The sequence below is a fragment of the Mameliella sp. MMSF_3455 genome (assembly GCF_030733205.1).
GTDB lineage: Bacteria > Pseudomonadota > Alphaproteobacteria > Rhodobacterales > Rhodobacteraceae > Antarctobacter.
The window spans coordinates 1-22,373 of sequence record NZ_JASHJL010000031.1; the positions used below are offsets into that span (position 1 = coordinate 1).

The 22,373-nt window shown below is 60.6% G+C and carries 23 protein-coding genes and 3 pseudogenes; 11 read left to right on the forward strand and 15 right to left on the reverse strand.

The annotated features are described in order from the left end of the window. From istA to RBB42_RS19590, 3 genes are all read right to left on the reverse strand, one after another. Nucleotides 1–980, reverse strand: a 980-nt coding sequence (istA, locus tag RBB42_RS19580) for an IS21 family transposase (protein WP_306043754.1), incomplete at its 3' end; no start/stop codon positions are given. A 560-nt stretch (nt 981–1,540) separates the two neighbouring features. Beyond that, entirely contained in the window at nt 1,541–2,665 is a 1,125-nt protein-coding gene (locus tag RBB42_RS19585) for a ZIP family metal transporter (RefSeq protein ID WP_306043756.1), read from the reverse strand. A 53-nt stretch (nt 2,666–2,718) separates the two neighbouring features. After that, entirely contained in the window at nt 2,719–3,927 is a 1,209-nt protein-coding gene (locus RBB42_RS19590; protein ID WP_306043757.1) for a multicopper oxidase domain-containing protein, read from the reverse strand. Nucleotides 3,928–4,043: 116 nt separating this feature from the next. On the opposite strand from RBB42_RS19590, the gene mntR reads away from it, so the two are divergent. After that, nucleotides 4,044–4,496, forward strand: coding sequence for a manganese-binding transcriptional regulator MntR (gene mntR, locus RBB42_RS19595; protein ID WP_009815500.1), 453 nt, complete (start codon nt 4,044–4,046; stop codon nt 4,494–4,496). Between the two features lie 122 nt (nt 4,497–4,618). On the opposite strand, the pseudogene RBB42_RS19600 reads toward mntR, so the two are convergent. Beyond that, nucleotides 4,619–4,995 (reverse strand): annotated as a pseudogene (locus RBB42_RS19600) (transposase); the annotation flags it as partial. A 248-nt stretch (nt 4,996–5,243) separates the two neighbouring features. On the opposite strand from RBB42_RS19600, the gene RBB42_RS19605 reads away from it, so the two are divergent. Beyond that, on the forward strand, nt 5,244–5,909 hold the full coding sequence (locus RBB42_RS19605) for a L,D-transpeptidase (RefSeq protein ID WP_306043759.1): 666 nt from the start codon (nt 5,244–5,246) through the stop codon (nt 5,907–5,909). Between the two features lie 25 nt (nt 5,910–5,934). Here the strand turns inward: RBB42_RS19605 and RBB42_RS19610 are convergent, their stop codons facing one another. Beyond that, nucleotides 5,935–6,219 carry a hypothetical protein gene (locus RBB42_RS19610; protein ID WP_094037480.1) on the reverse strand — a complete coding sequence of 95 codons (285 nt, stop codon included), beginning with the start codon at nt 6,217–6,219 and terminating at the stop codon, nt 5,935–5,937. A gap of 182 nt (nt 6,220–6,401) precedes the next feature. On the opposite strand from RBB42_RS19610, the gene RBB42_RS19615 reads away from it, so the two are divergent. The 4 genes from RBB42_RS19615 (at nt 6,402) to RBB42_RS19630 (ending at nt 11,221) form a co-directional block, all read left to right on the forward strand. Beyond that, nucleotides 6,402–8,762 carry a heavy metal translocating P-type ATPase gene (locus RBB42_RS19615; RefSeq protein ID WP_306043761.1) on the forward strand — a complete coding sequence of 787 codons (2,361 nt, stop codon included), beginning with the start codon at nt 6,402–6,404 and terminating at the stop codon, nt 8,760–8,762. 33 nt (nt 8,763–8,795) lie between these two features. Further along, entirely contained in the window at nt 8,796–9,317 is a 522-nt protein-coding gene (locus RBB42_RS19620; RefSeq protein ID WP_306043762.1) for a TRAP transporter small permease subunit, read from the forward strand. Next, nucleotides 9,307–10,674, forward strand: coding sequence for a TRAP transporter large permease subunit (locus RBB42_RS19625; protein WP_306043763.1), 1,368 nt, complete (start codon nt 9,307–9,309; stop codon nt 10,672–10,674). Before RBB42_RS19620 ends, RBB42_RS19625 begins: the two co-directional genes overlap by 11 nt. 70 nt (nt 10,675–10,744) lie before the next feature. After that, entirely contained in the window at nt 10,745–11,221 is a 477-nt protein-coding gene (locus RBB42_RS19630; protein ID WP_306043812.1) for a L,D-transpeptidase family protein, read from the forward strand. Here the strand turns inward: RBB42_RS19630 and lnt are convergent. The 10 genes and pseudogenes from lnt to RBB42_RS19680 form a co-directional block, all read right to left on the reverse strand. After that, nucleotides 11,202–12,809, reverse strand: coding sequence for an apolipoprotein N-acyltransferase (gene lnt / locus RBB42_RS19635; protein WP_306043764.1), 1,608 nt, complete (start codon nt 12,807–12,809; stop codon nt 11,202–11,204). The genes RBB42_RS19630 and lnt overlap by 20 nt on opposite strands. Further along, nucleotides 12,776–13,234 carry a signal peptidase II gene (lspA, locus tag RBB42_RS19640; protein ID WP_094037485.1) on the reverse strand — a complete coding sequence of 153 codons (459 nt, stop codon included), beginning with the start codon at nt 13,232–13,234 and terminating at the stop codon, nt 12,776–12,778. Before lspA ends, lnt begins: the two co-directional genes overlap by 34 nt. A gap of 28 nt (nt 13,235–13,262) precedes the next feature. After that, nucleotides 13,263–14,045 (reverse strand): ZIP family metal transporter, encoded by a 783-nt coding sequence (locus RBB42_RS19645; protein WP_306043765.1) that lies wholly within the window; start codon nt 14,043–14,045, stop codon nt 13,263–13,265. Nucleotides 14,046–14,057: 12 nt separating this feature from the next. Further along, the gene (locus RBB42_RS19650; protein WP_094037486.1) at nt 14,058–14,513 is read right to left on the reverse strand and encodes a DUF411 domain-containing protein; all 456 of its coding nucleotides are present in this window, start codon (nt 14,511–14,513) and stop codon (nt 14,058–14,060) included. Between the two features lie 3 nt (nt 14,514–14,516). Continuing rightward, nucleotides 14,517–15,889, reverse strand: a pseudogene (locus RBB42_RS19655) (M23 family metallopeptidase). Then, the gene (locus RBB42_RS19660) at nt 15,886–16,512 is read right to left on the reverse strand and encodes an SCO family protein (RefSeq protein ID WP_094037488.1); all 627 of its coding nucleotides are present in this window, start codon (nt 16,510–16,512) and stop codon (nt 15,886–15,888) included. Before RBB42_RS19660 ends, RBB42_RS19655 begins: the two are co-directional and overlap by 4 nt. Continuing rightward, nucleotides 16,512–16,979 (reverse strand): copper chaperone PCu(A)C, encoded by a 468-nt coding sequence (locus RBB42_RS19665; protein ID WP_094037489.1) that lies wholly within the window; start codon nt 16,977–16,979, stop codon nt 16,512–16,514. Before RBB42_RS19665 ends, RBB42_RS19660 begins: the two co-directional genes overlap by 1 nt. A 23-nt stretch (nt 16,980–17,002) precedes the next feature. Then, nucleotides 17,003–17,662, reverse strand: a complete 660-nt coding sequence (locus RBB42_RS19670; RefSeq protein WP_306043767.1) for a DsbA family protein — start codon at nt 17,660–17,662, stop codon at nt 17,003–17,005. Next, nucleotides 17,659–18,081: a disulfide bond formation protein B gene (locus RBB42_RS19675; protein WP_306043769.1), complete on the reverse strand. Its 423-nt coding sequence runs from the start codon at nt 18,079–18,081 to the stop codon at nt 17,659–17,661. Before RBB42_RS19675 ends, RBB42_RS19670 begins: the two co-directional genes overlap by 4 nt. A 5-nt stretch (nt 18,082–18,086) precedes the next feature. Further along, the gene (locus RBB42_RS19680; protein WP_306043813.1) at nt 18,087–18,653 is read right to left on the reverse strand and encodes an SCO family protein; all 567 of its coding nucleotides are present in this window, start codon (nt 18,651–18,653) and stop codon (nt 18,087–18,089) included. A gap of 207 nt (nt 18,654–18,860) precedes the next feature. Here RBB42_RS19680 and RBB42_RS19685 point away from each other — a divergent pair, with 207 nt between their 5' ends. The 5 genes and pseudogenes from RBB42_RS19685 to RBB42_RS19705 all read left to right on the forward strand — a co-directional run bounded on the left by RBB42_RS19685 (nt 18,861) and on the right by RBB42_RS19705 (nt 22,284). Further along, nucleotides 18,861–19,289, forward strand: coding sequence for a MerR family transcriptional regulator (locus RBB42_RS19685; protein ID WP_094037598.1), 429 nt, complete (start codon nt 18,861–18,863; stop codon nt 19,287–19,289). A 103-nt stretch (nt 19,290–19,392) separates the two neighbouring features. Next, nucleotides 19,393–19,971 (forward strand): annotated as a pseudogene (locus RBB42_RS19690) (cation efflux transmembrane domain-containing protein). A gap of 96 nt (nt 19,972–20,067) precedes the next feature. Continuing rightward, a complete protein-coding gene (locus RBB42_RS19695) occupies nt 20,068–20,823 on the forward strand; it encodes a transglutaminase-like domain-containing protein (protein ID WP_094037493.1) in 756 nt (251 codons plus the stop codon). After that, nucleotides 20,813–21,730, forward strand: coding sequence for a cation diffusion facilitator family transporter (locus tag RBB42_RS19700; protein WP_094037494.1), 918 nt, complete (start codon nt 20,813–20,815; stop codon nt 21,728–21,730). The genes RBB42_RS19695 and RBB42_RS19700 overlap by 11 nt, the downstream gene beginning before the upstream one ends. After that, the gene (locus RBB42_RS19705) at nt 21,727–22,284 is read left to right on the forward strand and encodes a methyltransferase family protein (RefSeq protein WP_094037495.1); all 558 of its coding nucleotides are present in this window, start codon (nt 21,727–21,729) and stop codon (nt 22,282–22,284) included. The genes RBB42_RS19700 and RBB42_RS19705 overlap by 4 nt, the downstream gene beginning before the upstream one ends. Nucleotides 22,285–22,373: the final 89 nt, after the last annotated feature.

A 22,373-nucleotide genomic window follows, 5' to 3' on the forward strand; every position in this document is an offset into this window, starting at 1 on the left:
TAAGGCTCGGCAGGTAGCGGCAGCAGGTTCGGGCGGTCCAGCGTGGCAAAGAGATCGGCGCGGCTGGCCCCGTAATCGCGCATGATCCGCGTGTTCAGATCGTCGAGCAAGGGCCGGATCGCCGCGTTCAGCTCGGCCAGCGAGAAGAACCGCCGGTTCCGCAGCCGCGCGAGGATCCAGCGCTGCGCCACCTGCACTGCGACCTCCACCTTCGCCTTATCGCGCGGCTTGCGCACGCGCGCCGGAAGGATCGCTGTGCCATAGTGCTCGGCCAGTTCGGCATAGGTCCGGTTCAGCCCGGGATCGTAGCGGTCTGGCTTGATCACTGCCGACTTCAGGTTGTCCGGGACCACCGCCTTGGGCACGCCGCCGAGATAGCCGAACATGCGCGTGTGCGCGCCGATCCAGTCTTCCAGCCCTTCCGAGGCGACGGCTTCGGCATAGGTGTAGCTCGACGCGCCCATCGCGGCGACAAACAGCTTCGCGGCATGCACCTCACCGGTATCGGGATCGACGACGTCGATCGTGTCACCGGCAAAATCCACGAAGACTTTCTCGCCGCCGACATGCGTCTGCCGCATGCTTGGCCGCACGCGTCCCTTCCAGGCGTCGAAGTGATCGCAAAACCAGGAGTAGCCGAACCCACGCGGATGCTGTGCCCGATACTCCTGCCACAGAAGCGCCCGCGTCACGTTCCGCTTGCGCATCTCCCGATCAACAAACGACCAGTCCGGAACGGGCCGTTCGGGCGTCGGCAGCGACGTCAAGTCCGGGAAAAGCAGCAGCTCAAGGCTGTCGTCATCAAGACCCTCCGGTAAGGGCCATTCCAACCCGGCCCGTCGCGCCCGGGTCACGTAATTGTTCACGCTGCCCTTCGACAGGCCCAGCGACGCGGCAATCGCGCGGTCGCTCATTCCTTGGGTCAGCTTCAGCCTCAAGACATCTCGTATACGGCGCATCAGCAATCGCTTCGTTGGCATTCGGGTCCTCTCCATTTCTGGAAAGAACTCCTAAGGTCAGACTGCCGGTCTGACCCGCCCACGATCGTCTGGAATCCGTGCCCAAGATCACGTGGAATGCGTGCCCATCATCCCGTGGAAAACACGCCCAACATCGTCTGGAATACGCAACCTTGCTTGGATGGAAGCGCAAGGTCTAATCCGCGAGGTGACCGAACAGGTGCGTTTCCGCATGTGGCGGGCGATGCCATGAAACACCTCTAAAAAAGCACTCGTTTTGGTGCGTAACATCTGTTGATAGTTCAACGGAGGCCCAGAATCGTGACAGACCAAAAATATGAGACAGTCAATTTCGACGTGCGGCTCAGCAATAGTAGTCAGATGGATTTGCAGTGTTTTCTCCTATCTGTGGGATCCTCTAGTCGCTCTAGCCTCAAACTCTTTATTTCGAAATCACGAAAGAATAAGTCTCTTGGGCGCACAAACTGGGGCACGAAAATTGCGATCTCCCCGTGGACAGACGGGGTCAGTTTATAGAGCTGGGCGACCGCACCATGAGTCCTAGACAGCCAACCACCGGCTCAGATCTTGATCAGTGCCGCCGTCGCGTACATGAAGGCGATGCCGCCCAGAAACCCGGCCAGAACAGAGGGTGATATCAGCGCCGTTTGCCGGTCGGGGTTTTGACGGACAAGGTAGGCGCTGACCTCGACCATGACCTGCAGAATGGCACCCGCCCCGACGGCCAAAGCCAATGCCGACCATTGCGGCGCGTAGGCAAGGCTGCCTGCCCACATTCCAAGGACGGCCGGGCCACCGGCGAGCAGCGTCAGGGCGGCGAAAATCCAGAGCGTGGGCCGGGCCCGAAGCATCGGGGCGGCGATGCCGATACCCTCGGTGACATTGTGCAAGGCAAAGCCCAAGACGAGGAAAGTGCCAAGCCCGGCCGATCCTGCGGCGAATGCGCCGCCAATCGCCAACCCTTCGCCGAAGTTGTGCAGCCCTATCCCGAGGGCAATGTAGAACGCCAGCGCAATGCCTTCTGGGTTGCCGCGCCAGCGCCCGATCGCCATCAGCAGCAGAAAGCTTGCCAGCGCCGCCAGCCAGACCATGGCGGAGCCTTGGAATATCGCCGCCGCATCGCCGGACAACTCCAGCGCTTCCGCAGTCATGTCGATCAGCAGGAAGGCCAGCAACCCAACCGTCAGTGCGAGCAGAAAGTTCATCCCGCTTCGCCCGACGCCCTTCATGGCCGGATAGAACATCAGGCCAAGCGCCACCGGCAACAGGCCGACGATCGCCCCGATCACTGCCTGCAGCCGGAGTTGACCCCAGGTGGGACTTGGCGTCGAGACGGCGACCCCGATCTCATGCCCGAAGGTCGCGCCCGTGTTGGTCAGCAGGTTGACGTGATGGGCCTCGCCGAGAACCCACGGATAGGGAATTCGCAACCAGACCGCTTCGCCGCGGGCAATCGGCCCGGCCGGTTCCTGCGTGAAGGTCCAGTAAGCATCGTCCACTGCGACCTGCGCGACCACCATTGCTTCCGATCCGCCGGCGCGCACACTGAGCGAAATCCCCGACCCATCGAGGATCGTCCGTTCGACGGTCAACGCCTCGACCGGGGGCGCGCCATTGTTGAAGCCGCGCAGCGGATCGAGCGAGGCAATCCACACGAAAGCCCCCAGCATGACGGCCAGCGGCACGAGAACGAGAAGCAGGCGGGTCATCGGCGGGCGGCTGTGTTGGGTCTGATCGGTCATGCTCCGGCCTCCCGCACGTCGAAAAAGCCCATCCAGCCTAGTTCGGTGAACTCGGCCTGATGGGCATGGAACATGTACAACCCATCCTCGTGGTCAGCGAAACTGAACTCGAGGATGCCGCGCTGCGCCTGACACTGCATGATCACATCGACCGTGCGCAGGGTCGGCGTGAGTTGCGAACCGGTGTCGTAGTAGTCGAAGAAATTGCCGTGCAGATGGAACGAGTTGATCGGGTCGAACTCGGTCGCATTCATGAGGTAAATACGGACCGGGCGCGACTTGTCGATCCGGATAGGCGCGTTCATGTAAGCTTGGCCGACCGTGTTGACGGCATAGACCTCGTTTTCGCCGTCGAAATTGGTGTCAAAGCCGTTCATCACCATCGCCAGTTCCTGCCATTCGGCGTTTTCCGGGCTGCCCAGCACGCGCGACGCGGCAACGGCCGCAAATTCGGGGTGGCGCGCCGGATCAGGGTCGACCACGAAAAGTCCGTACATGCCCTTATGCATGTGCCGTTTCAGCGGCAGCGCGTGGCAGTGATAGAGATGACAGCCGAAGGGCCTGGCATCGAACTCATAGACGAACTCCTCGCCCGGATCGATCAGCCCGGCGCCTTGAACGCCGTCCATTCGCGCAGAGTGAATGCCGTGAAAATGCATGGAATGCGGGTGTGAACCGAGGTTGCGAAAGATGATCCGTAGCCGTTCGCCTTCCTTGGCGCGCAGAGCGGGGCCGGGAACGCGTCCGTTGAACGTCCAGGCGGGAAAGAAAACGCCGGGAGCGATCTCGATCTCCATGTCGATGGCGTCCACCTCGAACGTTCGTAACGTGCGCCCATCCGGCAGAACTTCGGTGCGACCGGTCTCCCAGTCGGTCAGCATGGCCGTCGGGTCGAACCCGTTCCGGGCGTGGTCGACCTGGCCGACCATCGTCATGTTGCCATGCGCCACGCCACTGTCATGGGCCGAATACGGATCGACCGCCCCGCCGGGCATCGCATGCCCCGCCATCGGGTCAGGCGTTGCCTGGGATTGCGCGCGGCTCGCGGCCACGGCCGCTCCGCCGGCAGCCACCAGACCGCCGACCAACAGCGCACGTCGCGACGCCGAAACTGGCTCCGTGACCAGGGCAGGTGGCGCTGTGGGCAGCGACGTCTCCACGGCGGACGACACATCGCGCCCTCGCTTGCTGGTATCGACAGGCATGGACGTTGTCCCCTCAGATGACACGCAGGCCAAAGTCCCGGCGCAAAAAGTTAGCTTCGGCTAATAATCATCGCTTAGGCTTTACGAGTCAATCCCGATCGTGCGAGGGTGACGGCATGACGGATGATGAGAACCTTGATTCAACCGAGGCAGAGGCACGTGCGGTCGAATCCCGCGCCGAGGCCTTCATCGGTGTGCGCGAAGCGCGGCGCAGCGAAGTGGCGGAAGATTATGTCGAACTGATCGCCGAACTCATCCACGAGAACGGCGAGGCCCGGCCGGTCGATATCGCGACACGGATGGGCGTGACTGCGCCGACGGTCGCAAAAACACTTGGCCGTCTGGCGCGGGACGGATTGATCACCCGTGCGAAGTATCGCTCGGTATTTCTGACCGAGGAAGGCCGGGCGCTCGCCAAGGAATGCAGGCACCGCCACGAGATCGTCTTGCGGTTTCTCCTGAGCCTCGGGCTCGACCCCGAGACGGCTGAACGCGATGCCGAAGGGATCGAGCACCATGTCAGCGAACGGACGCTTGCCCTGTTCGCGGCGTTTTCCCAGCGGTCATAGGCGGGTGGTTGCCGTTGAAGTAAGCGGGTTGACCTTAGACTTTAACTTACCAATCGAGGGGTCCTCGAGGAAATGTTCTACAAATAGGCTGATAGGCGGTGTTCGCCATTCTCCGGACGGACTTATTCCAAAGCTTCTGTGACTGGGATGCCAAGGGCGGTGTAGCTGTTGACGACTGCTATGCGGAAATGAAGCTTCGCACCCTGGCGGCCAAAGTCCGACGCGATGAGCGGCTGGCCAAGCAGTTTCACACATTGCATCTTCGTCTCCGCGCGGCTTCGGCGGGGATATCCGCTCCATTGTCGCCAGAGCGCGCAGCCCAGATACTGCGATGCCCGTATGGCCTAATTACGAGCCGCCGCTACAGCTATGATCTCCATCCAAGCTTTGCGTTCTTACGGGGCGAAATAACGGAATGAGAGCCGGAGCCAGAGATGGCATCGTAGCATTTGCGAGTGGCGTAAGTTCCGTGTGCCGTGACGCTCCCGATCTCATGGTCGCGATATCGAAGCCGCTGTGCTTAAATTTCCAGACAATCTGCGATTTCACGAAGTGTCGCTGCGCAACTTCGGACCAGGTATCGTGCGAGCAATTTTCTCCTCCCAAGCAAACTGGAAACTGCCAGGATCGCATGTTTGCTCACGAAAATTTGCCCTTGAACCTCTAGCCACTAGAAGTCCTATCTATTCAAGGAGAACACATACCGTTCTTGCCATCAATCGCCGGCGGGAACCGAAAGGGTACGAAATGCTGACAAGACGACACTTCATTCAGACAACAACGGCGCTATTTTCGGTGACCGGTCCCGGCATGGCTTTTGCCGACAGTTGGCCCACCGAGGCTCAGAAGGCTGAATGGGACGCACAGGTGACGCCTCAGGATTATGTTGCCGAGACTTCCAACCCATGGGGATTGCACCCGCGGTTCCTACCGCAACGTGTAGACGCGAAGGCCGGGCTCGTGCCGGGAGATATTCATGTCGATGCGGTCGCGCGATATCTCTACCACATTGAAGAGGGTGGAACCGCGATGCGCTACGGCGTGGCGATCGCGCGGGGCAACCTCTACGAGCCGGGTGTCTATACCATCGAGCGCAAGGTCAGGTGGCCGCACTGGCAACCGACACAGAGCATGATCAATCGCGACCCCGAACTTTATGCTGACATTGCCGATGGCATGGAACCGGGACCGGAAAACGCGCTTGGATCAAGGGCGCTGTATCTCTACGTCGGGGAACGCGATACCCTTCTGCGCATCCATGGCACTCCGAGCCCACGAAGTATCGGTGGCCGCGCAAGTTCGGGCTGCGTACGGATGGTTATGGCTCATATCAATGACCTTTACCCGAACGTCGAAACCGGCTCTACGGCATATCTTTACTCGGCGGAGGACAGCGTGACTGCCCGCAGCTAAGCCCAGCAGCGGTCGGCAAACGTAATTAAGTTTCGCGAGAGGTGCAGATACGATTGCCGTTCGCCGTGCGCAGCGGCAGCAAGGTCGTTTCAACGGGGCCGCTGTGTTCGTACCAGTAGCACCCGTCTTCCGGCACCAAGCGCGCAGTTGCAACATCCTGATCCGGGGCAGCCATTGCAATCACGGCTTCGGGAACGTTGCCCCCCTGTTTTGCCGCGTCGCCCGGTCCAGTCGGCTGGACTGCGCACCCGGCCGTGAGCGACAGCGCCACTGCGACCATCATTTTTTGCTTCAGCATCAAAACCCGCATCAAGCTTCCTTTCGTGACTGTTTTTCTTTGCAGCGGCTGTTCATGCCTCAAGGCGTGATAGAGCCAGTCACCGCATCCTCTAGCAATAAAACAAACTGAAATACCACCGTATTTTGCTCTTGAAGCTCTAGCCACTGTAGGGGCTATGTCATGATAAAGCACCCGAATCCAGAGGTTCGTTCATGCCGTCCCACTCCCACCGTCACGATCACGATCACGATGATGCCCAAGTTGCCAGGGCAAGCGGCGGCAGTTGCTGCGGGAGGGCCGAAACCTGCGGCGACATCGCGCCGACGACGCCCGCGCCGTATGCCGGGCGCAGCTTTCAGGTTTCAGGCCTCGATTGCGCCGAGGAGGTCGCGATCCTGAACAAGGTGGTCGGCCCGAAGATCGGCGGGGCGGAGCATCTCGCTTTCGACGTGATCAATGGACGGATGACCATCCTCGACAGCGCAAGGAAGGTATCGGACGGCGAAGTTGCAGAACTGGTCGCAAGCACCGGCATGACCGCCAAGCCCTGGGATGCCGAAAACGCGTCGGTCGACCAGGCGGCCCATCTTGCACGACAGCGGCTGTTTACGGCGCTCAGTGGCGGCTTCTGGGCCGCGGGATTTCTGTGGCACATCATCGAGACCGGCATGGGGGGGGCACTGGGCCTCTTCGCAGGGCACGGCGAAGCGCCGATGCCACTGGTCGAGGCCGGGTTCTTCGCGGTGGCGATCCTGTTCGGTGTCTGGCTCGTGGCACCCAAGGCATGGTCGTCCGCACGGCGGCTGTCGCCCGACATGAACCTGCTGATGGTCGTCGCAGTCGCGGGTGCAATTGGCCTCGGCGAATTTTTCGAGGCGGCAACGGTCGCGTTCTTCTTCTCGCTCTCGCTTTTTCTCGAAAGCTGGAGCGTCGGGCGTGCTAGGAATGCGGTTTCCGCTCTGCTCGACTTGGCGCCGCCGACGGCGAGAGTTCTTTATGATGACGGCTCGGAAGCGGACGTTCCGGCTTCTGCGGTTGCTATCGACGCACGTTTCGTCGTGCGCGGCGGAGACCGCATCCCATTGGATGGTGAGGTTGTCGATGGGGCAGGGGCCGTCGATCAAGCACCGATCACCGGAGAGAGTGCGCTGGTCCCAAAGGAACGGGGCGACGAAGTCTATGCCGGTACGATCAACGGCGAAGGCACACTGACGGTGCGCGCCACGAAGGCCGCCTCGGACACCGTCTTGGCCAAGATCATCCGCATGGTCGGCGACGCCCATGCCCGCCGCGCGCCGGTGGAACAGTGGGTGGCGAAATTCGCCCGCATCTATACGCCTATCGTCATGGCTCTCGCCATCGCAATTGCCCTGCTGCCGCCGCTCTTATTCGGTGGGGCCTGGGATTATTGGTTCTACAATGCACTCGTGCTGCTGGTGATCGCCTGCCCGTGTGCTCTCGTCATCTCTACACCGGTCTCCATCGTCGCTGCACTCACCGCCTCTGCGCGGGCTGGGGTGCTGATCAAGGGCGGTGCATATGTTGAGGCACCGGGCAAGACCACTGCACTGGCCATGGACAAGACCGGCACGATCACCATGGGCGAGCCCGAGGTGGCGGCGGTGCATCCGCTGAGCAAAGCATCGGCGCAGGATCTGATGACCCTCGCCGCTGGGCTCGAGGTACGTTCCTCGCATCCCTTGGCGCGCGCCATTCTCGCGCGGGCCGAAGCCGACGGCATCAAGGTGTCCGCCGCGGAAGATACCCGAACTGTTCCCGGTAGGGGACTTGAAGGACGCACAGACGGCCGGTCGATCTGGCTAGGGTCGGACCGGTTTGCCGAGGAGAAGGGTTTCGGCGACGCCATTCCGAAGGATTTGCGCGACCGCATCGAAGGGGCTGGCAGCACCCTTGTTGCCGTGGGCGACGACACCGGCGTCACCGGCATTTTGGAATTGCGAGACCGTATCCGCCCCGACGCCAAAGGCATCGTGGCACAGCTCCACGCGCAGGGCGTGAAGACTATCGTGATGCTGACGGGCGACAACGAGCGGACAGCGCGCGCCGTTGCCGCCGAGGTCGGCATCGACGTGGTCCGTGCCGAGCTTTTGCCCGAAGACAAGGTGACAGCCATCGAAGAACTGGTCGAAACGCATGACATGGTGGCCATGATCGGCGACGGGGTGAACGACGCCCCCGCCATGGCGCGCGCGCATTACGCCATCGCGATGGGTGCTGTTGGTTCGGACGCGGCCATCGAGACAGCAGACATCGCGCTGATGACCGACGATATTGGCAAGGTGCCGTGGCTCATTGGCCATTCGCGCCGAGCCATGACGATCATCCATCAGAACATCGGCATCTCGCTGGCGACGAAAGCGGTGTTCGTCGGATTGACCGCCTTCGGCATGGCTTCGATGTGGGGGGCAATCGCCGCGGATGTGGGCGTGTCCTTGCTGGTGGTTACCAATGCGCTTCGGCTCCTGAACGGACACTGGGTCGAGGCGGGGCCTTCGGGCGGTGAACCGGTTGGCGAGCAGATGGCGAAGGGTGCGCTGGCGCATGGTCATTAGGCAGCCTCCGGAGAGGGGCAGGGAGGGGACAAATTGCGCATACTTGATTTTCTGGAAACGGTCATCCGTTCCGTAGGTGTGGGCACCGCGTGGCTAACCGTGGTTCCAATCGCTTTTTTTACCGGCCTGCAAATGCTCGATCGCAAGCTTCAGCTTGGGGTGTCGGCCATCCTTCCCGATCTTTCCACCTCGCTACTCTTTATCCTCATTTTCATGTCGTTCGGATTTACATACCTGCGCGACGGGCATGTCCGCGTGGACGTCTTTCGACGAAACTGGCCGCCCCGCCGTCTCGCCTGGATCGAACTTGCTGGCTGTCTCTTCGTACTGCTGCCTCTGGCGATCATCCTGACCAATTATGGTTGGGATGGGCTGATGCGGACAACCAAGTACGCTGAGACCGACATCTGGGCACGGCGCATTGCCGCCGTGATCGGACCTGTCCTGCTGGGGTTTGCGGGCCTTGTCGTCGTGGCGCGCAACATCGCCTTCCTGCGCGGACAACACGACAGCATCGCGCCAAGCTCTCAGGAAGACATGCCACATGGAGACTGAAATCCTGACCATCGCAATGCTGGGGCTGTTGGGCATCGGTGTGTTCAGCGGTTTTCCTGTGGCATTGGTCCTGACCGCTACCGGTTTTCTGGCATTTGTCGCTGCGGTTGTGATCGGCGTTACAGATTTTGGCCATCTCGGCCTCATTTACCTTCGGGTGCGTGGCATGCTGACCAACGAAGGTGTGCAGTTCACCAGTGTCCCGCTTCTTATCTTTCTCGGGCTGGTCCTGAATGCCAGCGGGGTTGCAGCAACGCTGTTTCAGACGTTGGGCCATGTCCTGAAATCCGTGCCGGGCCGATATGCGATTGCCACCCTGTTGATTGGCCTGATCCTCGCGCCGGCCGCGGGTGTCATTGGCGCCTCGGTTGTGACGGTCGCTCTGGTGGCCTATGGGCCGATGCTGCGCTCGGGATATGCGCCTTCGACGGCCGGGTCGGCGGTTGCGGCGTCCGGGGCGTTGGGGGTCGTCTTTCCACCGGCTGTCCTGCTGTTCTTTGTGGCCAACGTCTTTCAGCTTCGGATCGCGTTGATGTACACAGCGCTTGTCATCCCGGTCTTGCTGCTGGTTTTGTTCTTTTCTCTGTTTTACGCGGTAACGCTTCGTAATCGTGTCGACGTTGCCCTGTCGGATATGGAAAAGCCCACCATGCGGGACGTGTTGTCGGTGATCATTGCCATCGGAGTTATTGCGGCCATTCCTCTCAGTATTGTGGGTGGGATCGCGACCCTGTCCGAGGCGGCAGGTATCGGCGTCTTCGGGGGGCTGTTGGTCATGGCGTTTCGCGGACGCATGACATTTGCACGCCTCAACAAGACGATAGTTCAGACCGCATCCATGACTTCAATGGTGTTTTTTATAGTCGTCGGGGCATCCATTTTTTTGCTTGGTTTCAATCTGATTGAGGGGCGCGAAGTTCTGCTTGAATGGATCAACGGGTTCGATCTCGGGCGCTGGATGACGCTTGCCTTGCTGCTTGGCATCATCCTCGTCCTCGGGTTCGTGTTCGACTGGATCGAGATCCTGCTCGTCTTTCTCCCGATCTTGCTGCCGGCGTTCGGGCAGCTGGATTTTTCAGATCATGTTGGCTCGGACTATTTTTCAAAAATCTGGCTGGCCGGTTTGATCGCTTTGGCGCTTCAAACATCCTTTCTCACGCCCCCATTCGGATATGCTCTCTTCTTCGCCAAGATGGCCGCTCCTCCAGGTGTCAATCTGGCTGACATCTATCGTGGCGCCGGGCCGCTCGTGATCATTGAAATCCTGCTCATCGCAGTGCTGGCATTGTGGCCAGAATTGGTTACCTGGCTCCCGGAACTTGTTCTTTCCAAGTCAGACAGCCCTTTGTTGAATTGAAGGTTCATGATAAATCCTCGGCCAAAGAACAAAAAATCGAGCACCTTCAATGAAACGTCGTATTTTTCTCATGGGTATGATGTCCGCCTTTCTGTCCGGCTGTGCCAGCAAGTTCCGCAGCTATGGCGGACCCGAGGTGACCCGTGTTCGGCTTTACAAGGGGCAGCGCTTGCTTGTTCTCGACGGAGGCGATGGCGTATTGCAAACCTATCCGGTCGGGCTGGGTTTCGCGCCCGAGGGTCACAAGCAATTTGAGGGAGACGGTCGGACCCCGGAGGGCGCCTACTTAGTCGATAAGCGCAACCCTGAAAGCACCTATCATCTTTCAGTTGGCATCTCTTATCCGAATGAGGCCGACATTGCCTTTGCCGAAGCGCAGGGCCGATCCCCAGGGGGCGACATCTTCATCCATGGTGGTCCACGACCCGGCATCGAGCCGACGGACGTCCACGACTGGACAGCTGGCTGCATCGCAGTCACAGATCGGCAGATCGAGGACATCTATGCAATGGTGAAGGACGGAACACCTATCCACATCTTTGCATGACGGTCTTTCTCATGCGGCGGAAATGAGCCGTCGCATTGGCCGTCAGAGCCCAGCTCCACGAAGCCAAGATGAGCGCCAACAGCATCCAGTCCCCGAAGCTCGCGTAGAGTGTCGGCGGCCGCGCGGAGGGCAGACTAGCGTCGATGATGCCCGTTTCGCCGGTATCGAGCCGCGGAACGATCTCTCCGTTCGCGTCGATGACCGCAGAGATGCCCGTATTCGCGGCTCGAATGACAGGAAGGCCTTCCTCTATGGCGCGCATACGTGCGGAAGCCAGATGCTGCTCAGGTCCGATGCTGGTTCCAAACCAGGCATCGTTGGTGGCGTTGAAGATCCAGTCGGGCCTGAACAGGTCGTCGACCACATGCCCTGGGAAGATGATCTCATAGCAGATCGCCACGGCGACCAGCGGCACACCCGGAAGCGCAAGCGTTCTCGGGCCCGGTCCGGGCGTAAAATCGCCCAGACCCGCCGTGAGCCGCTCGATGGGCAACCAGCCGCGGAATGGCACATATTCGCCGAAGGGTACGAGATGGTGTTTCGCGTATCCGGTCAGGATTTTGCCGGTATCGCCAAAAGCCTGGACCGTGTTGAAATATCGGGTGCCATCCTCGCTGGGTACACGGTCCGGCACACCGGTGAGCAGCACCCTGCCGTCTGGTAGCGCAGCGGCAATGCGATCCCGTGCCTCTGTATCCTCATCAAGGAAACCCGGAAAGGCGGTTTCCGGCCAGAGAAGAACGTCGAAATCGCCGGGCCGGGAAGAAAGTTCGAGATAGCGCGCGAAGGTCGCCTCGCGGTTCTCGGGCGCCCATTTCTCCTCTTGGGGAACGTTGCCCTGGACGATGCGCAGGTCGACACCGGGTGGCTGTTGTGCATCCGACTGGAGGCGAAGCGTGCCGACGGCCCACATCGTCGCTATGCCGGCCAGCGCCATGAGCGAGATGGTCAATCGTTGCCGCCCGGACGCCATGACAGCCGCGCCGGGAAGTGCCGCGACGAACACGGTGAGAAAGCTTAGCCCATAGCTTCCGACCCAGGCGGCGGGCTGGCGCAAAGCGGCGTAATCGACCAGAGCGTAGCTGGCGAGGATCCACGGAAAACCTGTCAGAACGTGACCACGCAACCACTCGGCCACGGTCCAGAAGGTCGCGAACAGGAGGCAGGCCAGGAGACTGCCCAGGGCTCCGCGCCGCGCGATTTCGGCGAAGAGCGCTGCGGCAATGGCTGGGAAAATCGCGAGACCTGCCGACAATCCCGCGACGGCCGGGATCGCCAGTGACCCGAAACGCTCGGCCTTGACGTAGAAACTCTCTGCGATCCACGAAATCCCGAATCCGAACTGGCAGAGACCAAACGCCCAGCCGACAAGGAAAGCGCGCCCGAAGGAGAGATCGCGAAGACCGACAAACAACGCGGAATAGGCAATGGGAACAAGTAGGAGAAGCGAGAAAGGCGGGAAAGTCAGAATGGTCAGCGCCCCGGCGGCGAAACCAAGCGTCATCCGCGAAAGCAAACGGTGGCGCAGAGCGATGCGGTTCAGAATTTCCGGCTTCACGACTTGATCGAACGCCGCGCGCTGATCCATGGCCCAGCGAGCAAGAGCCCCACGCCACTGACGACAAATACATCGGCCATGTTGAAGGCAGGCCAATGTGTTGTGCCAATGTAGAAATCCAAGAAGTCTGTTACAGCCCGATACCGCACACGATCGATGACATTGCCCAGGGCTCCGCCAATGATCGCGCCATAGGCAAGTGTTTCGACCGCATTTTCGGCGCGAAACAGCATAACCCCCAGCCAAACACAGATGGCAAGAGCAAGTGCGATGAGGCTCCACCACGGCGCGCCGCCCAGCATCCCGAAAGTCACGCCGTCATTGCGATAGAAGACAAGGTTGAAACCTGGAAAAACGGCGATCCCGGAGCCTAGAGAGGCCGCATTCGCCACGACAATGGCTTTGGAGATCTGATCGATCACGAACGCTGCAAGCGTCGCGAAGACGCCGATCATCGGAGATACCTTGTTTAGTGACATTGTCTCACCCCAACCAGACATCGAGAAACAGCATCAGAACGAGCCCGATTGCGAGACCTTGCGTTGCCCTGTTCTGATGGCCGCTGCGATGGGTTTCGGGGATGATTTCGTGGCTGATGACGTAGAGCATTGCGCCCGCGGCAAAGGCCAGTCCCCATGGCAGCAGCGGTTCCGACAGTGTGATGATCCCGGCCCCAAGCAGGCCGCCAATCGGCTCGACCATGCCCGTCAGCGCCGCGATGCCCCAGGCGCGCAGCTTCGGATATCCCTCGCCCAACAGGGACACCGCGACGGCCAATCCTTCGGGCGCATTCTGAAGCCCGATGCCGATGGCGAGCGGCAGACCGCCCTGCATACCTCCGGATCCGAAGCCGACCCCGACCGCGAGGCCTTCGGGGAAGTTGTGGATCGTGATCGCGATGATGAACAGCCAGACCCGCCGCAAAGACGCCGCTTCGGGCCCTTCGCGTCCCGTCTTGAAATGCTCGTGCGGCAGCTTTTCGTTCATCAGCGCGACAGCCCCCATGCCCAGAATGATCGAGACGCATACGATGGCCGCAGGCATCGCGCCGTTCTCGAACATTGGCTCTGCCGCATCCAATGCCGGGATGATCAGCGAAAAGAACGAGGCTGACAGCATGACACCGGCAGCGAAGCCGAGCGACAGATCGCGCGTGGCCCGAGACGGAATGCGCCCGAACAGCACTGGAACTGCTCCGACTGCCGTAAGCGATCCGGCAGCGAGGCTTCCGAGAAAGCCGAGCATTATCGGAGACAGATTTTCCATGGGCCGGCCAGATTATCCTTCGGCGTAGCTTGAAAAGACTTCTGTCGACCCGTCCTTGCGGATGAGGAAGACATCATAGGCTTCACGGTTTTCTTCCGGCCCCATGCCGGGCGAGCCATAGGGCATCGCCGGAACGGCGAGGCCGACGGCGTCCGGGCGCTCTTCGAGAAGCCGGCGAATATCAGCAGCCGGGACATGGCCTTCGATCACGTAGCCATCAATGAGCGCGGTGTGGCAGGAGACCATGCGCTGCGGCACGCCGTTGTCGAGCTTGAAACGTACGAGTAGCCCGCCGTTCATGTCCTGGCCGGTCGGCTTGAACCCGTTTTCTTCGAGATGGTTCATCCACGAGAGGCAGCAGCCGCAACCGTTCGTCTTGCGGACGTCGATCGCCGTTGCCTCTGCGAGGACCTGGGCCGCTGGTAACAGGGCGAGGGTGATTGCCAGAGCTTGGGTCATGCGTTTCATGGGTCAGAGCCTTTCGGTTGCCGTTTCGGCAATCTCGCTGCCGAGGTTTTCTTTCAGAAGCGCGCGCGCCTCGGCCAGACTCGATAGCGCGGCGGTGTCATCCGCTTCGCTCTCGACTGCTTCGGCGAGCCGGTCGTCAGAGAGGGGGGCAGTCGGGCGCCCATCCACGAGGACTTCGTAGTGCAGGTTCGGGCCTGTCGCCGTGCCGGTCGCGCCGACGCTGCCGATCACATCTCCCGCCGCCACGCGTTGGCCTTGTGCCAGGTCTTCCGGCACGGCGCTCAGATTCGCGTAGCGCGTCATGGTGTCGGAGCCGTGCGAGATTTCAACCACGCGACCATAGCCGCCGCGCCAGCCGATGAAACTGACCCGCCCCGGTGCCGTCGCTTGAACCGGTGTCCCACGTGCCGCTGCGAAATCGACGCCTGTGTGCATCCGGACGTTGCCAAAGACCGGATGCGTGCGGCGTCCGAACACCGAGCTGAGGCGCGCGCCCTCGACCGGCTGTGCAAAGACGCGCAGCACGTCACCATCGACGTAGATCGTCGCCTGACCGCTGCCGTCGTCCGGCCATACGATCTCGTAAAGCGAACCGCCGATCTCCATTGCGGCGAAGGCGAGCTCGGGCTGTCCGATCCTTTCCCCGCCGACACGTGCCTCGCGCCAGAGAAGCCTTAGTGTCTCGCCACCGGCCAACTCGCGGCGGAAATCCACGGTCCCACCCAGCATCTGCGCAAGGTCCACAGAAAAACGGGCGGGTATGCCGGCTTCGCCGAGTGCCGCGAAGATCGAGCTGTCGATCACGGCTTCGCCGGCAAGGGTTGCGATCTCCGGATCCGGAGCCACGACCTGCGTGGACAACTGCTCGCCGAAAACCAACTCGATCCGCTCCCCGTCCTCGACGGCGAGTGAGATGGTGCGGGGGCTGCCGTCCACGGTCGAAGCAACAGTGACCGAATGCCCCGGCCGCAGCCGTCGCAGATCGTATTCCGCGCCAAGCGCGAGGGCAACTTCAGCTCTGTGAGATGCCGCAAGACCAGCTTCGGACAGCAAGAAATCGAGCGTCTCGCCACGTGCAATGTCGGGCGACCACGCCGACAGGGGTGGCTCGATCGCCTGCACCGGCCTGTCGGCAAACGCGACCTGCAGACGGGGCAGGGGGCCGAGGTCGGGTGCCTCTTCTACCCATGCCGTCGCGGGCAGCGTCACGGCGATGTCACGGTTCTGGGGGCTTCAGGACCTTGGGCCATCCAGCTACCTGCCTGGGCAAGTTCCGGCGTCACGGGTTCTTTCGACAAAAGTTCGGAGATGGCGATAGCTGCCCCGGAAACCGTCCCCGCAATTGCGACACAAGCCGCCAAAGTTCTGAGCCTCATGTCGCCCCCTCCATTTCTTCTTCCAGCGCGCGGCGAATTTTCGGCACCGCGAACTCTCTGGCTTCGTGATAGTCGATCATGGTGACGAACCGCCCCGAGGCTGCGAACAGAAAGACACTCGCGGTGTGATTCATCGTGTAATCGCCGCTCTCCGTCGGCACCCGCTCGTAGGTGGCGCTGAAGCCGTCCGTGACGCGCGCGATCTGCTCTTCCGGTCCCGTCCAGCCACGTATCCCAGGATGGAAGTAGCCGACATATTCGGCCATCGTTTCGACAGTGTCGCGCTCGGGATCGACCGTGATGAAAGCCACATTCATTTCTTCGGCCTCGTCTCCCAGATCGTCGAGCCATCCCGAAATGTCAGAGAGCGTGGTCGGGCAGACATCGGGACAGTAGGTGAAGCCGAAGAACGCCATCGTCGGGCGACCGATCAGGGTTTCCGGCCCGACCGCGTTGCCCTCATGATCCGTCAGACGGAAATCCATCTCGGTCAGGGCCACAGGCCGCTGCCCGGTAGGTGCGGGTGCACCGGGTCCGTCAACCCGCCACCAACCGACGAAGAGCATCAGGGCGACCGCCCCGACACCAGCCGCGCCGTACCCCAGCATTGTCCGTCGCCGCATCAGTCCTCCGGCCCCCGCGCGGCGATTCCGAGGATCGGCACCTCGACCGTCACTTCGCCTCCGTCGTCGAAAAGCAGGGTCAGCGTAAAGGTGTCCCCTTCCGTCATCAGTTCTTGCAGCCGCATCAGCATTGCGTGCAGGCCCCCCGGTTCGAGCGCGACGCTCTCGCCCGGGGCGATCGCGATCTCCCCCGCCGGGCTCATGGAACTCACACCTTTGGCATTTGTCGTCGTCTCGTGAATTTCGGGCATCATCGCGAGCGGTGTTGTAAGGCCGATCAGCGTCACTGGCTCGTCGCCAGTGTTGCGGATCGTCATGTAAGCGGCCCCGGGACGGTTCACCCCGATGGAAGCGCGGGACCACGCGTTCTCGACAACAACATCCCCGGGTCCGGCCAGCGCGGGCACTGAGAGCGCTCCAAAGGTCAAAAGCGCGGCCAGTTTGCCGGTGAAAGTATGCGTTTTCATCGTTCTGATCCTGCCCTTTTCATTCAGCCTTGCGCGGCAGCGACTTCGGCTGCCACCAATCGCCGCAGTTCTGCCTCCCCGAACGGATCGAGCGGCTTGCCGTTCACGAAGAATGTGGGCGTCTGGCGAACTCCCACGGTCTCTACGTCGGCACGATCCTGATTCAGGATTCCCACGACATCGGGTGCCAGCATTTGCGTGCGCGCGGCTTCGGCATCGAGCCCGGCCGTGGCGGCGATCTGAAGGATCAGGCCGGGCTCCGGGGCACCGTGCGACGCCCATCTCGGCTGTTCCCGCAAAACGGCCTCGAGCACCGGCACGTAAATGTCCTGCATGCGCGCCGCCTCGAGCACGCGGATGGCTTCCTCGGATGCCGCGCCGTGGAAGGGCGTGTAGCGGATCACGACGCGGACAGTATCCCCATGCTCGGCCATGATGTCCTTCACGATGGGATGAAAGGCGCGACAGGCCTCGCAGGCCGGATCGAAGAATTCGACGATCGTGACGGGCGCTTCCGCAGGCCCGAGGATGGGCGAGTAGGGGCGGATCATCGCGTCCGCGAGTTCCGGCGCAACAGGCTCCGCTTCGGCCACCGGGCCGGGGCGGGTTGCAAACCAGGTGGCTCCGCCGAAACCGGCGACGCCGAGAGCGAGAACGGACAGGATCAGGCCGCGTCGGTTCATGTTCGTGTGTCCTTCAATGAAAGGGCCGACAGCGCCCCGATCAGCGCGAAGGCGGCGAGCGCCATCAGCGGGATCGGGATGCCGAAGACCAGTTGGTTGTCATCGGTGCAAGAGGGGCCGGTGGCCGTGCAGGGCTGGATGCGTTCGGGAACAAGACCGACGTACAGCCCCATGTGCCAGAGGGCGATTGCGCCGCCGCCAAGCGCCAATGCGATGCCGTAGCGCCCCACGCGGCCGTCCCGCCACCAAAGGCCGAGCCCGAAGACAATGGCCAAGGGGAACATGAAGGCGCGCTGGAACCAGCACAGCACACAGGGCGTCTGCCCCAGCACCTCGCCGATGAAAAGCACGGCAAGTGAGGCGACGAGCGCGATGATCCACGCCAGCCCGAGGGCCGTTTCTCCGGATATGCGGTTCATTTCGGTCAGATCCTCTCTTCCAGATCGGCGAGGATCTCCTCGGCGGGGGTGCCATAGGGCCAGGAGTCGGCAAAGCCTGCCTCGGGGTCGAAGAGGAACAGATGCGACGAGTGGCCCATGGTGTACCCATCCGGTGCTGCGGCCTCTTCAATGCGCTCAAAGAAGATTGGGAATGTTTCAGACGTGGCGGCGATCTGTTCCGGCGTGCCAGTCATCCCGATGATGCCCGCATCGAACAGAGTGACGTATTCTGCGAGCACCATTGGCGTGTCCCGTTCGCGGTCGATAGTTATGAAAATCGGCTGGACCTTGGCGGCATCGTCGCCCAGACCCTCCATCACCGCCGCGACCTCAGATAGGGTCGTCGGGCAAACGTCGGGGCAGTTGGTAAAGCCGAAAAACACCAGCATCCAACGCCCCGCAAAGTCCTCCTCGGTTTGAACCATACCCCGGTGGTCTGTCAGTTCGAATTCAGCGAAAAAAGGCGGTTCGGCGTCGGTTCGGGCGCGGTCGGCACGATAGTCGGACCAGAGCAAAAGCCATACGAAGGCAAGCGCTGCCACGCCTGCCAAAACCCAAAGAAACTTCTGTGCCGATGTAAGGGACAATCCTGTTCGCCTGTTTTTGATTCTTATTGCATGTGCGGATACATCCTCTAGCCGCTAGAGGTTCAAGCACGAAATCATGGTATAGCTTGAACTCACGCGTCTGTGAATCCGACACTTGTTTATTCCGACGGCAAAACCTACACAAACTGTATCTTTTTCATGGAGGCGAAAATGCTCACGATCGGCACTCTGTCAAAGAAGACTGGCACAAAAGTGCAGACCATCCGGTACTACGAACAGATCGGACTCATGCCCGAACCTGGCAGGACCGAAGGCGGACAGAGGCGCTACGACAATGCACAGCTCGATCGACTGTCCTTCATCCGCCACTCGCGACAACTCGGTTTCTCGCTCGATGCGATCCGCGAGCTGCTCGACCTCAGCGACCATCCCAACCGGCCCTGCCACGAGGCCGATGCCATCGCGCGTCGCCAGCTCAAACAGGTGGAGCAGCGCATGGCGCGCCTGAAGGCGCTGCGCACCGAACTGAAACGCATGGTTCACGAATGCAGCGGCGGGCGGACGGGAGACTGCAAGGTGCTTGAGGTGTTGCGGGACCATTCGGAATGCCTGACCGAGCACGAGGAAATCGGGGCCTGAAGGAATTCAGCCAACATTCCGGCTGGAACGCAAATCAGCCGCGGAAGTTATTGTATCGTACAATACAAGCTGGAACCACAAAATGGCCGCTAGACAAGATTCAATGGAGAGACGGACGCTTTGGATCGTTCTGGCGCTCAATATCGGTTTGGCCGTGGCCTTTTTCGCAACAGGCGCCTTCGGCGACTCAAGTGCCCTGATCGCCAACGGGCTCGATAACCTCTCCGACAGCTTCGTCTACGCGATCAGCCTTTTCGCTTTATCCCGATCCGACAAATGGAAACGCGGGGCGGCGAACATCGCCGGTGGGCTGCTGATCCTGTTCGCTGCAGGCATCCTCTAAGATGCATGGCGCCGCTACATCGGCGGGTCAGATCCGCTCGGGACGATCATGATCGCCATGGCCCTGATCGCCGCGGCCATCAACGCAGTCTGCGTCTGGCTGCTCGCTAAGCTCAAAGATCCGGACGTCAACATCCGCGCGGCCAACACCTTCAGTTACAACGATTTCGCCGCGAACCTCGGAATAGTCGTGGCTGGCGGCCTCGTCGCCTGGCTAGGAACCAACTGGCCGGACCTCGTTCTCGGCGTGATTGTCGCCGGGATCGCGGCCTGGGGCGGTATCGACATCCTGCGCGACGCACACGGCGAACACCACAAAGCGGTTCACACGGACAAATAGTTGCGGGAGATTCTTTCTCAAAGAAAGGGTTGAAGCTATAGTGACTATAGCAATTAGATTTGTTCCAAGACGATTCGAGGAGCGACTCCGTTGCAGATGACCGACCCCCTACTTGCACCCACCAAACTACTGGATTTTGAGGCCGCGCCTCTTGCGCATCTAATTGAGGCCCGCGGCTGGCGCGGCTTATCCGAATACGATCGGATCGGAGCAGTTTATGATTTCGTTCGGAATGAAATCGCGTTCGGATACAATCGAGCCGACGACATCCCCGCCTCGGATGTGCTTTCCGACGGCTATGGGCAGTGCAATACCAAAGGGACGCTCTTGATGGCGCTGCTGCGTGGTGTTGGCATTCGTTGCCGGTTGCATGGGTTTACGATCCACAAAGGCTTGCAGCGCGGTGTTGTACCTGAGCTGGTGTATCCGCTTGCTCCGCAAGAAATTCTCCACTCATGGGTGGAGATCGAATATCAAGGTGCCTGGATCAACCTTGAAGGCTTCATCCTGGATGACGCTTTCCTGACAGTCCTGCAAAAGTCTTTCTCGGACACGGACAGTCTCTGCGGTTATGGCGCGGGCACGGATTGCCTTGGCGCGCCTCCCGTCGCCTGGAACGGAGAAGATACCTACATTCAGAAAACCGGCATCGTGCAGGATTTCGGCGTGTTTGATACGCCGGACGCCTTCTATTTGTCCCATGAGCAATCCTTTGGATGGCTGCGTGGTGCCCTTTACCGTCATATCATACGCCACTGGATGAATGCGCGCGTTCGTGGTTTCCGCAGCGACCGCCTGAAGACTGACCGACGCGCGCCACACGCGCATGAGGAGCCTGCCAATGCCACATGACCACGGGCACGCGCATATCGATCCGAATTCTGGGGACCGGCGGGTTGCCATCGCCATCTGGGCAAACGGGCTACTTACCGTTGCGCAAGTCGTCGGGGGCATATTCTCGGGCAGTCTGGCACTGATCGCCGATGCGCTGCACAACTTTTCCGATATGGCCTCGCTTGTCATTGCCTTCGCCGCACGCAAGATCGCGCGCCGCCCGGCCGATGAGCGCATGACCTTCGGCTATGGCCGGGTCGAAATCGTCGCGGCCCTGATCAACTACACCACCCTGATCGTGATCGGCTTCTATCTGATCTACGAGGGTAGCATGCGCATGATCGATCCGCCCGAAGTCATGGGTTGGACCGTTGTCATTCTTGGTGGAATTGCGCTTGTGGTCGACACGCTGACCGCAATACTGACCTATTCGATGCAGAAGGGCAGCGTGAACATTCGGGCGCTATTCCTTCACAACTTGTCGGACGCACTCGCCTCCCTAGCTGTCATCATCGGTGGGTCTCTGATCATCCTTTACGACATGCGTTGGGTTGATCCGGCCATCACAATCGGCATCGCGCTCTACATCCTGTATCTGTCTTTCACTGAAATAGGCGGCCCAATCCGAACCCTGATGCTCGGGAGCCCGCCGGATGTGGATGGAAACGACGTGGTCAGAGCGATCCAAGGCGTCGAAGGCGTGGTCGACGTACATCATGTCCACCTTTGGCAAATGCAGGAGCACGCTGCGGCATTGGACTGCCATATTGTCGTCGAACGCGAACGGATGGGTGAGACCGACAAGATTAAAGAAAACGTCAAATCGGTGCTGCATGAACGTTTCTCAATCGAGCATTCCACGCTTGAATTCGAAGCGAGCGACAATGCGCATCAGGAGGCGCAGGTGTTCGGACACCGCTCATGACGATTGCCCAAGGCATACTAGTGGTCGTTGGCCTGCTGTCCGGTCTGGTTTTGATTGGTGCGCTCCTTTGGTCAATCCTCCAACCGTCCAGGCGCATCTGGCCTCCGAACCGAGAAAAATCAGTCATACCAAACATTGCATGGGGACTCACTTTGGCCGTGTTTGGGGCGGTGATCGGTTTGGGCATCTTGGATTGGAAATCTGCTTCTATGACCAACGCGCTCCGTTGGGCGGTCGGGCCGTTCTTGATCGCAACCGGAAATCTGATTGTTTGGTGGGGGGCATTCAGCATTGGACTGAAAGCCACCAGCGGTGCAAAAGGCGCGCTGATCACTTCGGGTCTCTACCGTTTCTCTCGGCATCCGCAGTACCTTGCCGACATGGCCATTCTGATAGGCTTTGGTCTTCTCTTCGCCTCATCTTGGGTTTGGCCTATCGTCATCGTTGGAGTTGCCGCGCTGGCCCTTGCCCCGCTCGCGGAAGAGCCATGGCTGCATGAACAATACGGCTCCAAGTATCGCGATTATTGCGCTGAAACACGTCGATACCTGTAAACTCGCGGCCTCACGAGAACGTCATCGTTTTTCAGTTGAACCTCCAGCTACTAGAGGTCGCATCCGTTCGCCAGCAGAAGGGCGAGGTA

Excerpts from the sequence above, each read along its gene's own strand:
- RBB42_RS19590 (WP_306043757.1), bottom strand. The coding sequence starts at position 3,927 with ATGCCTGTCGATACCAGCAAGCGAGGGCGCGATGTGTCGTCCGCCGTG.
- mntR (WP_009815500.1), top strand. The coding sequence starts at position 4,044 with ATGACGGATGATGAGAACCTTGATTCAACCGAGGCAGAGGCACGTGCG.
- RBB42_RS19605 (WP_306043759.1), top strand. The coding sequence starts at position 5,244 with ATGCTGACAAGACGACACTTCATTCAGACAACAACGGCGCTATTTTCG.
- RBB42_RS19610 (WP_094037480.1), bottom strand. The coding sequence starts at position 6,219 with ATGCGGGTTTTGATGCTGAAGCAAAAAATGATGGTCGCAGTGGCGCTG.
- RBB42_RS19615 (WP_306043761.1), top strand. The coding sequence starts at position 6,402 with ATGCCGTCCCACTCCCACCGTCACGATCACGATCACGATGATGCCCAA.
- RBB42_RS19625 (WP_306043763.1), top strand. The coding sequence starts at position 9,307 with ATGGAGACTGAAATCCTGACCATCGCAATGCTGGGGCTGTTGGGCATC.
- RBB42_RS19630 (WP_306043812.1), top strand. The coding sequence starts at position 10,745 with ATGGGTATGATGTCCGCCTTTCTGTCCGGCTGTGCCAGCAAGTTCCGC.
- lnt (WP_306043764.1), bottom strand. The coding sequence starts at position 12,809 with ATGGATCAGCGCGCGGCGTTCGATCAAGTCGTGAAGCCGGAAATTCTG.
- lspA (WP_094037485.1), bottom strand. The coding sequence starts at position 13,234 with ATGATCGGCGTCTTCGCGACGCTTGCAGCGTTCGTGATCGATCAGATC.
- RBB42_RS19645 (WP_306043765.1), bottom strand. The coding sequence starts at position 14,045 with ATGGAAAATCTGTCTCCGATAATGCTCGGCTTTCTCGGAAGCCTCGCT.
- RBB42_RS19650 (WP_094037486.1), bottom strand. The coding sequence starts at position 14,513 with ATGAAACGCATGACCCAAGCTCTGGCAATCACCCTCGCCCTGTTACCA.
- RBB42_RS19660 (WP_094037488.1), bottom strand. The coding sequence starts at position 16,512 with ATGCGGCGACGGACAATGCTGGGGTACGGCGCGGCTGGTGTCGGGGCG.
- RBB42_RS19665 (WP_094037489.1), bottom strand. The coding sequence starts at position 16,979 with ATGAAAACGCATACTTTCACCGGCAAACTGGCCGCGCTTTTGACCTTT.
- RBB42_RS19670 (WP_306043767.1), bottom strand. The coding sequence starts at position 17,662 with ATGAACCGACGCGGCCTGATCCTGTCCGTTCTCGCTCTCGGCGTCGCC.
- RBB42_RS19675 (WP_306043769.1), bottom strand. The coding sequence starts at position 18,081 with ATGAACCGCATATCCGGAGAAACGGCCCTCGGGCTGGCGTGGATCATC.
- RBB42_RS19685 (WP_094037598.1), top strand. The coding sequence starts at position 18,861 with ATGCTCACGATCGGCACTCTGTCAAAGAAGACTGGCACAAAAGTGCAG.
- RBB42_RS19695 (WP_094037493.1), top strand. The coding sequence starts at position 20,068 with ATGACCGACCCCCTACTTGCACCCACCAAACTACTGGATTTTGAGGCC.
- RBB42_RS19700 (WP_094037494.1), top strand. The coding sequence starts at position 20,813 with ATGCCACATGACCACGGGCACGCGCATATCGATCCGAATTCTGGGGAC.
- RBB42_RS19705 (WP_094037495.1), top strand. The coding sequence starts at position 21,727 with ATGACGATTGCCCAAGGCATACTAGTGGTCGTTGGCCTGCTGTCCGGT.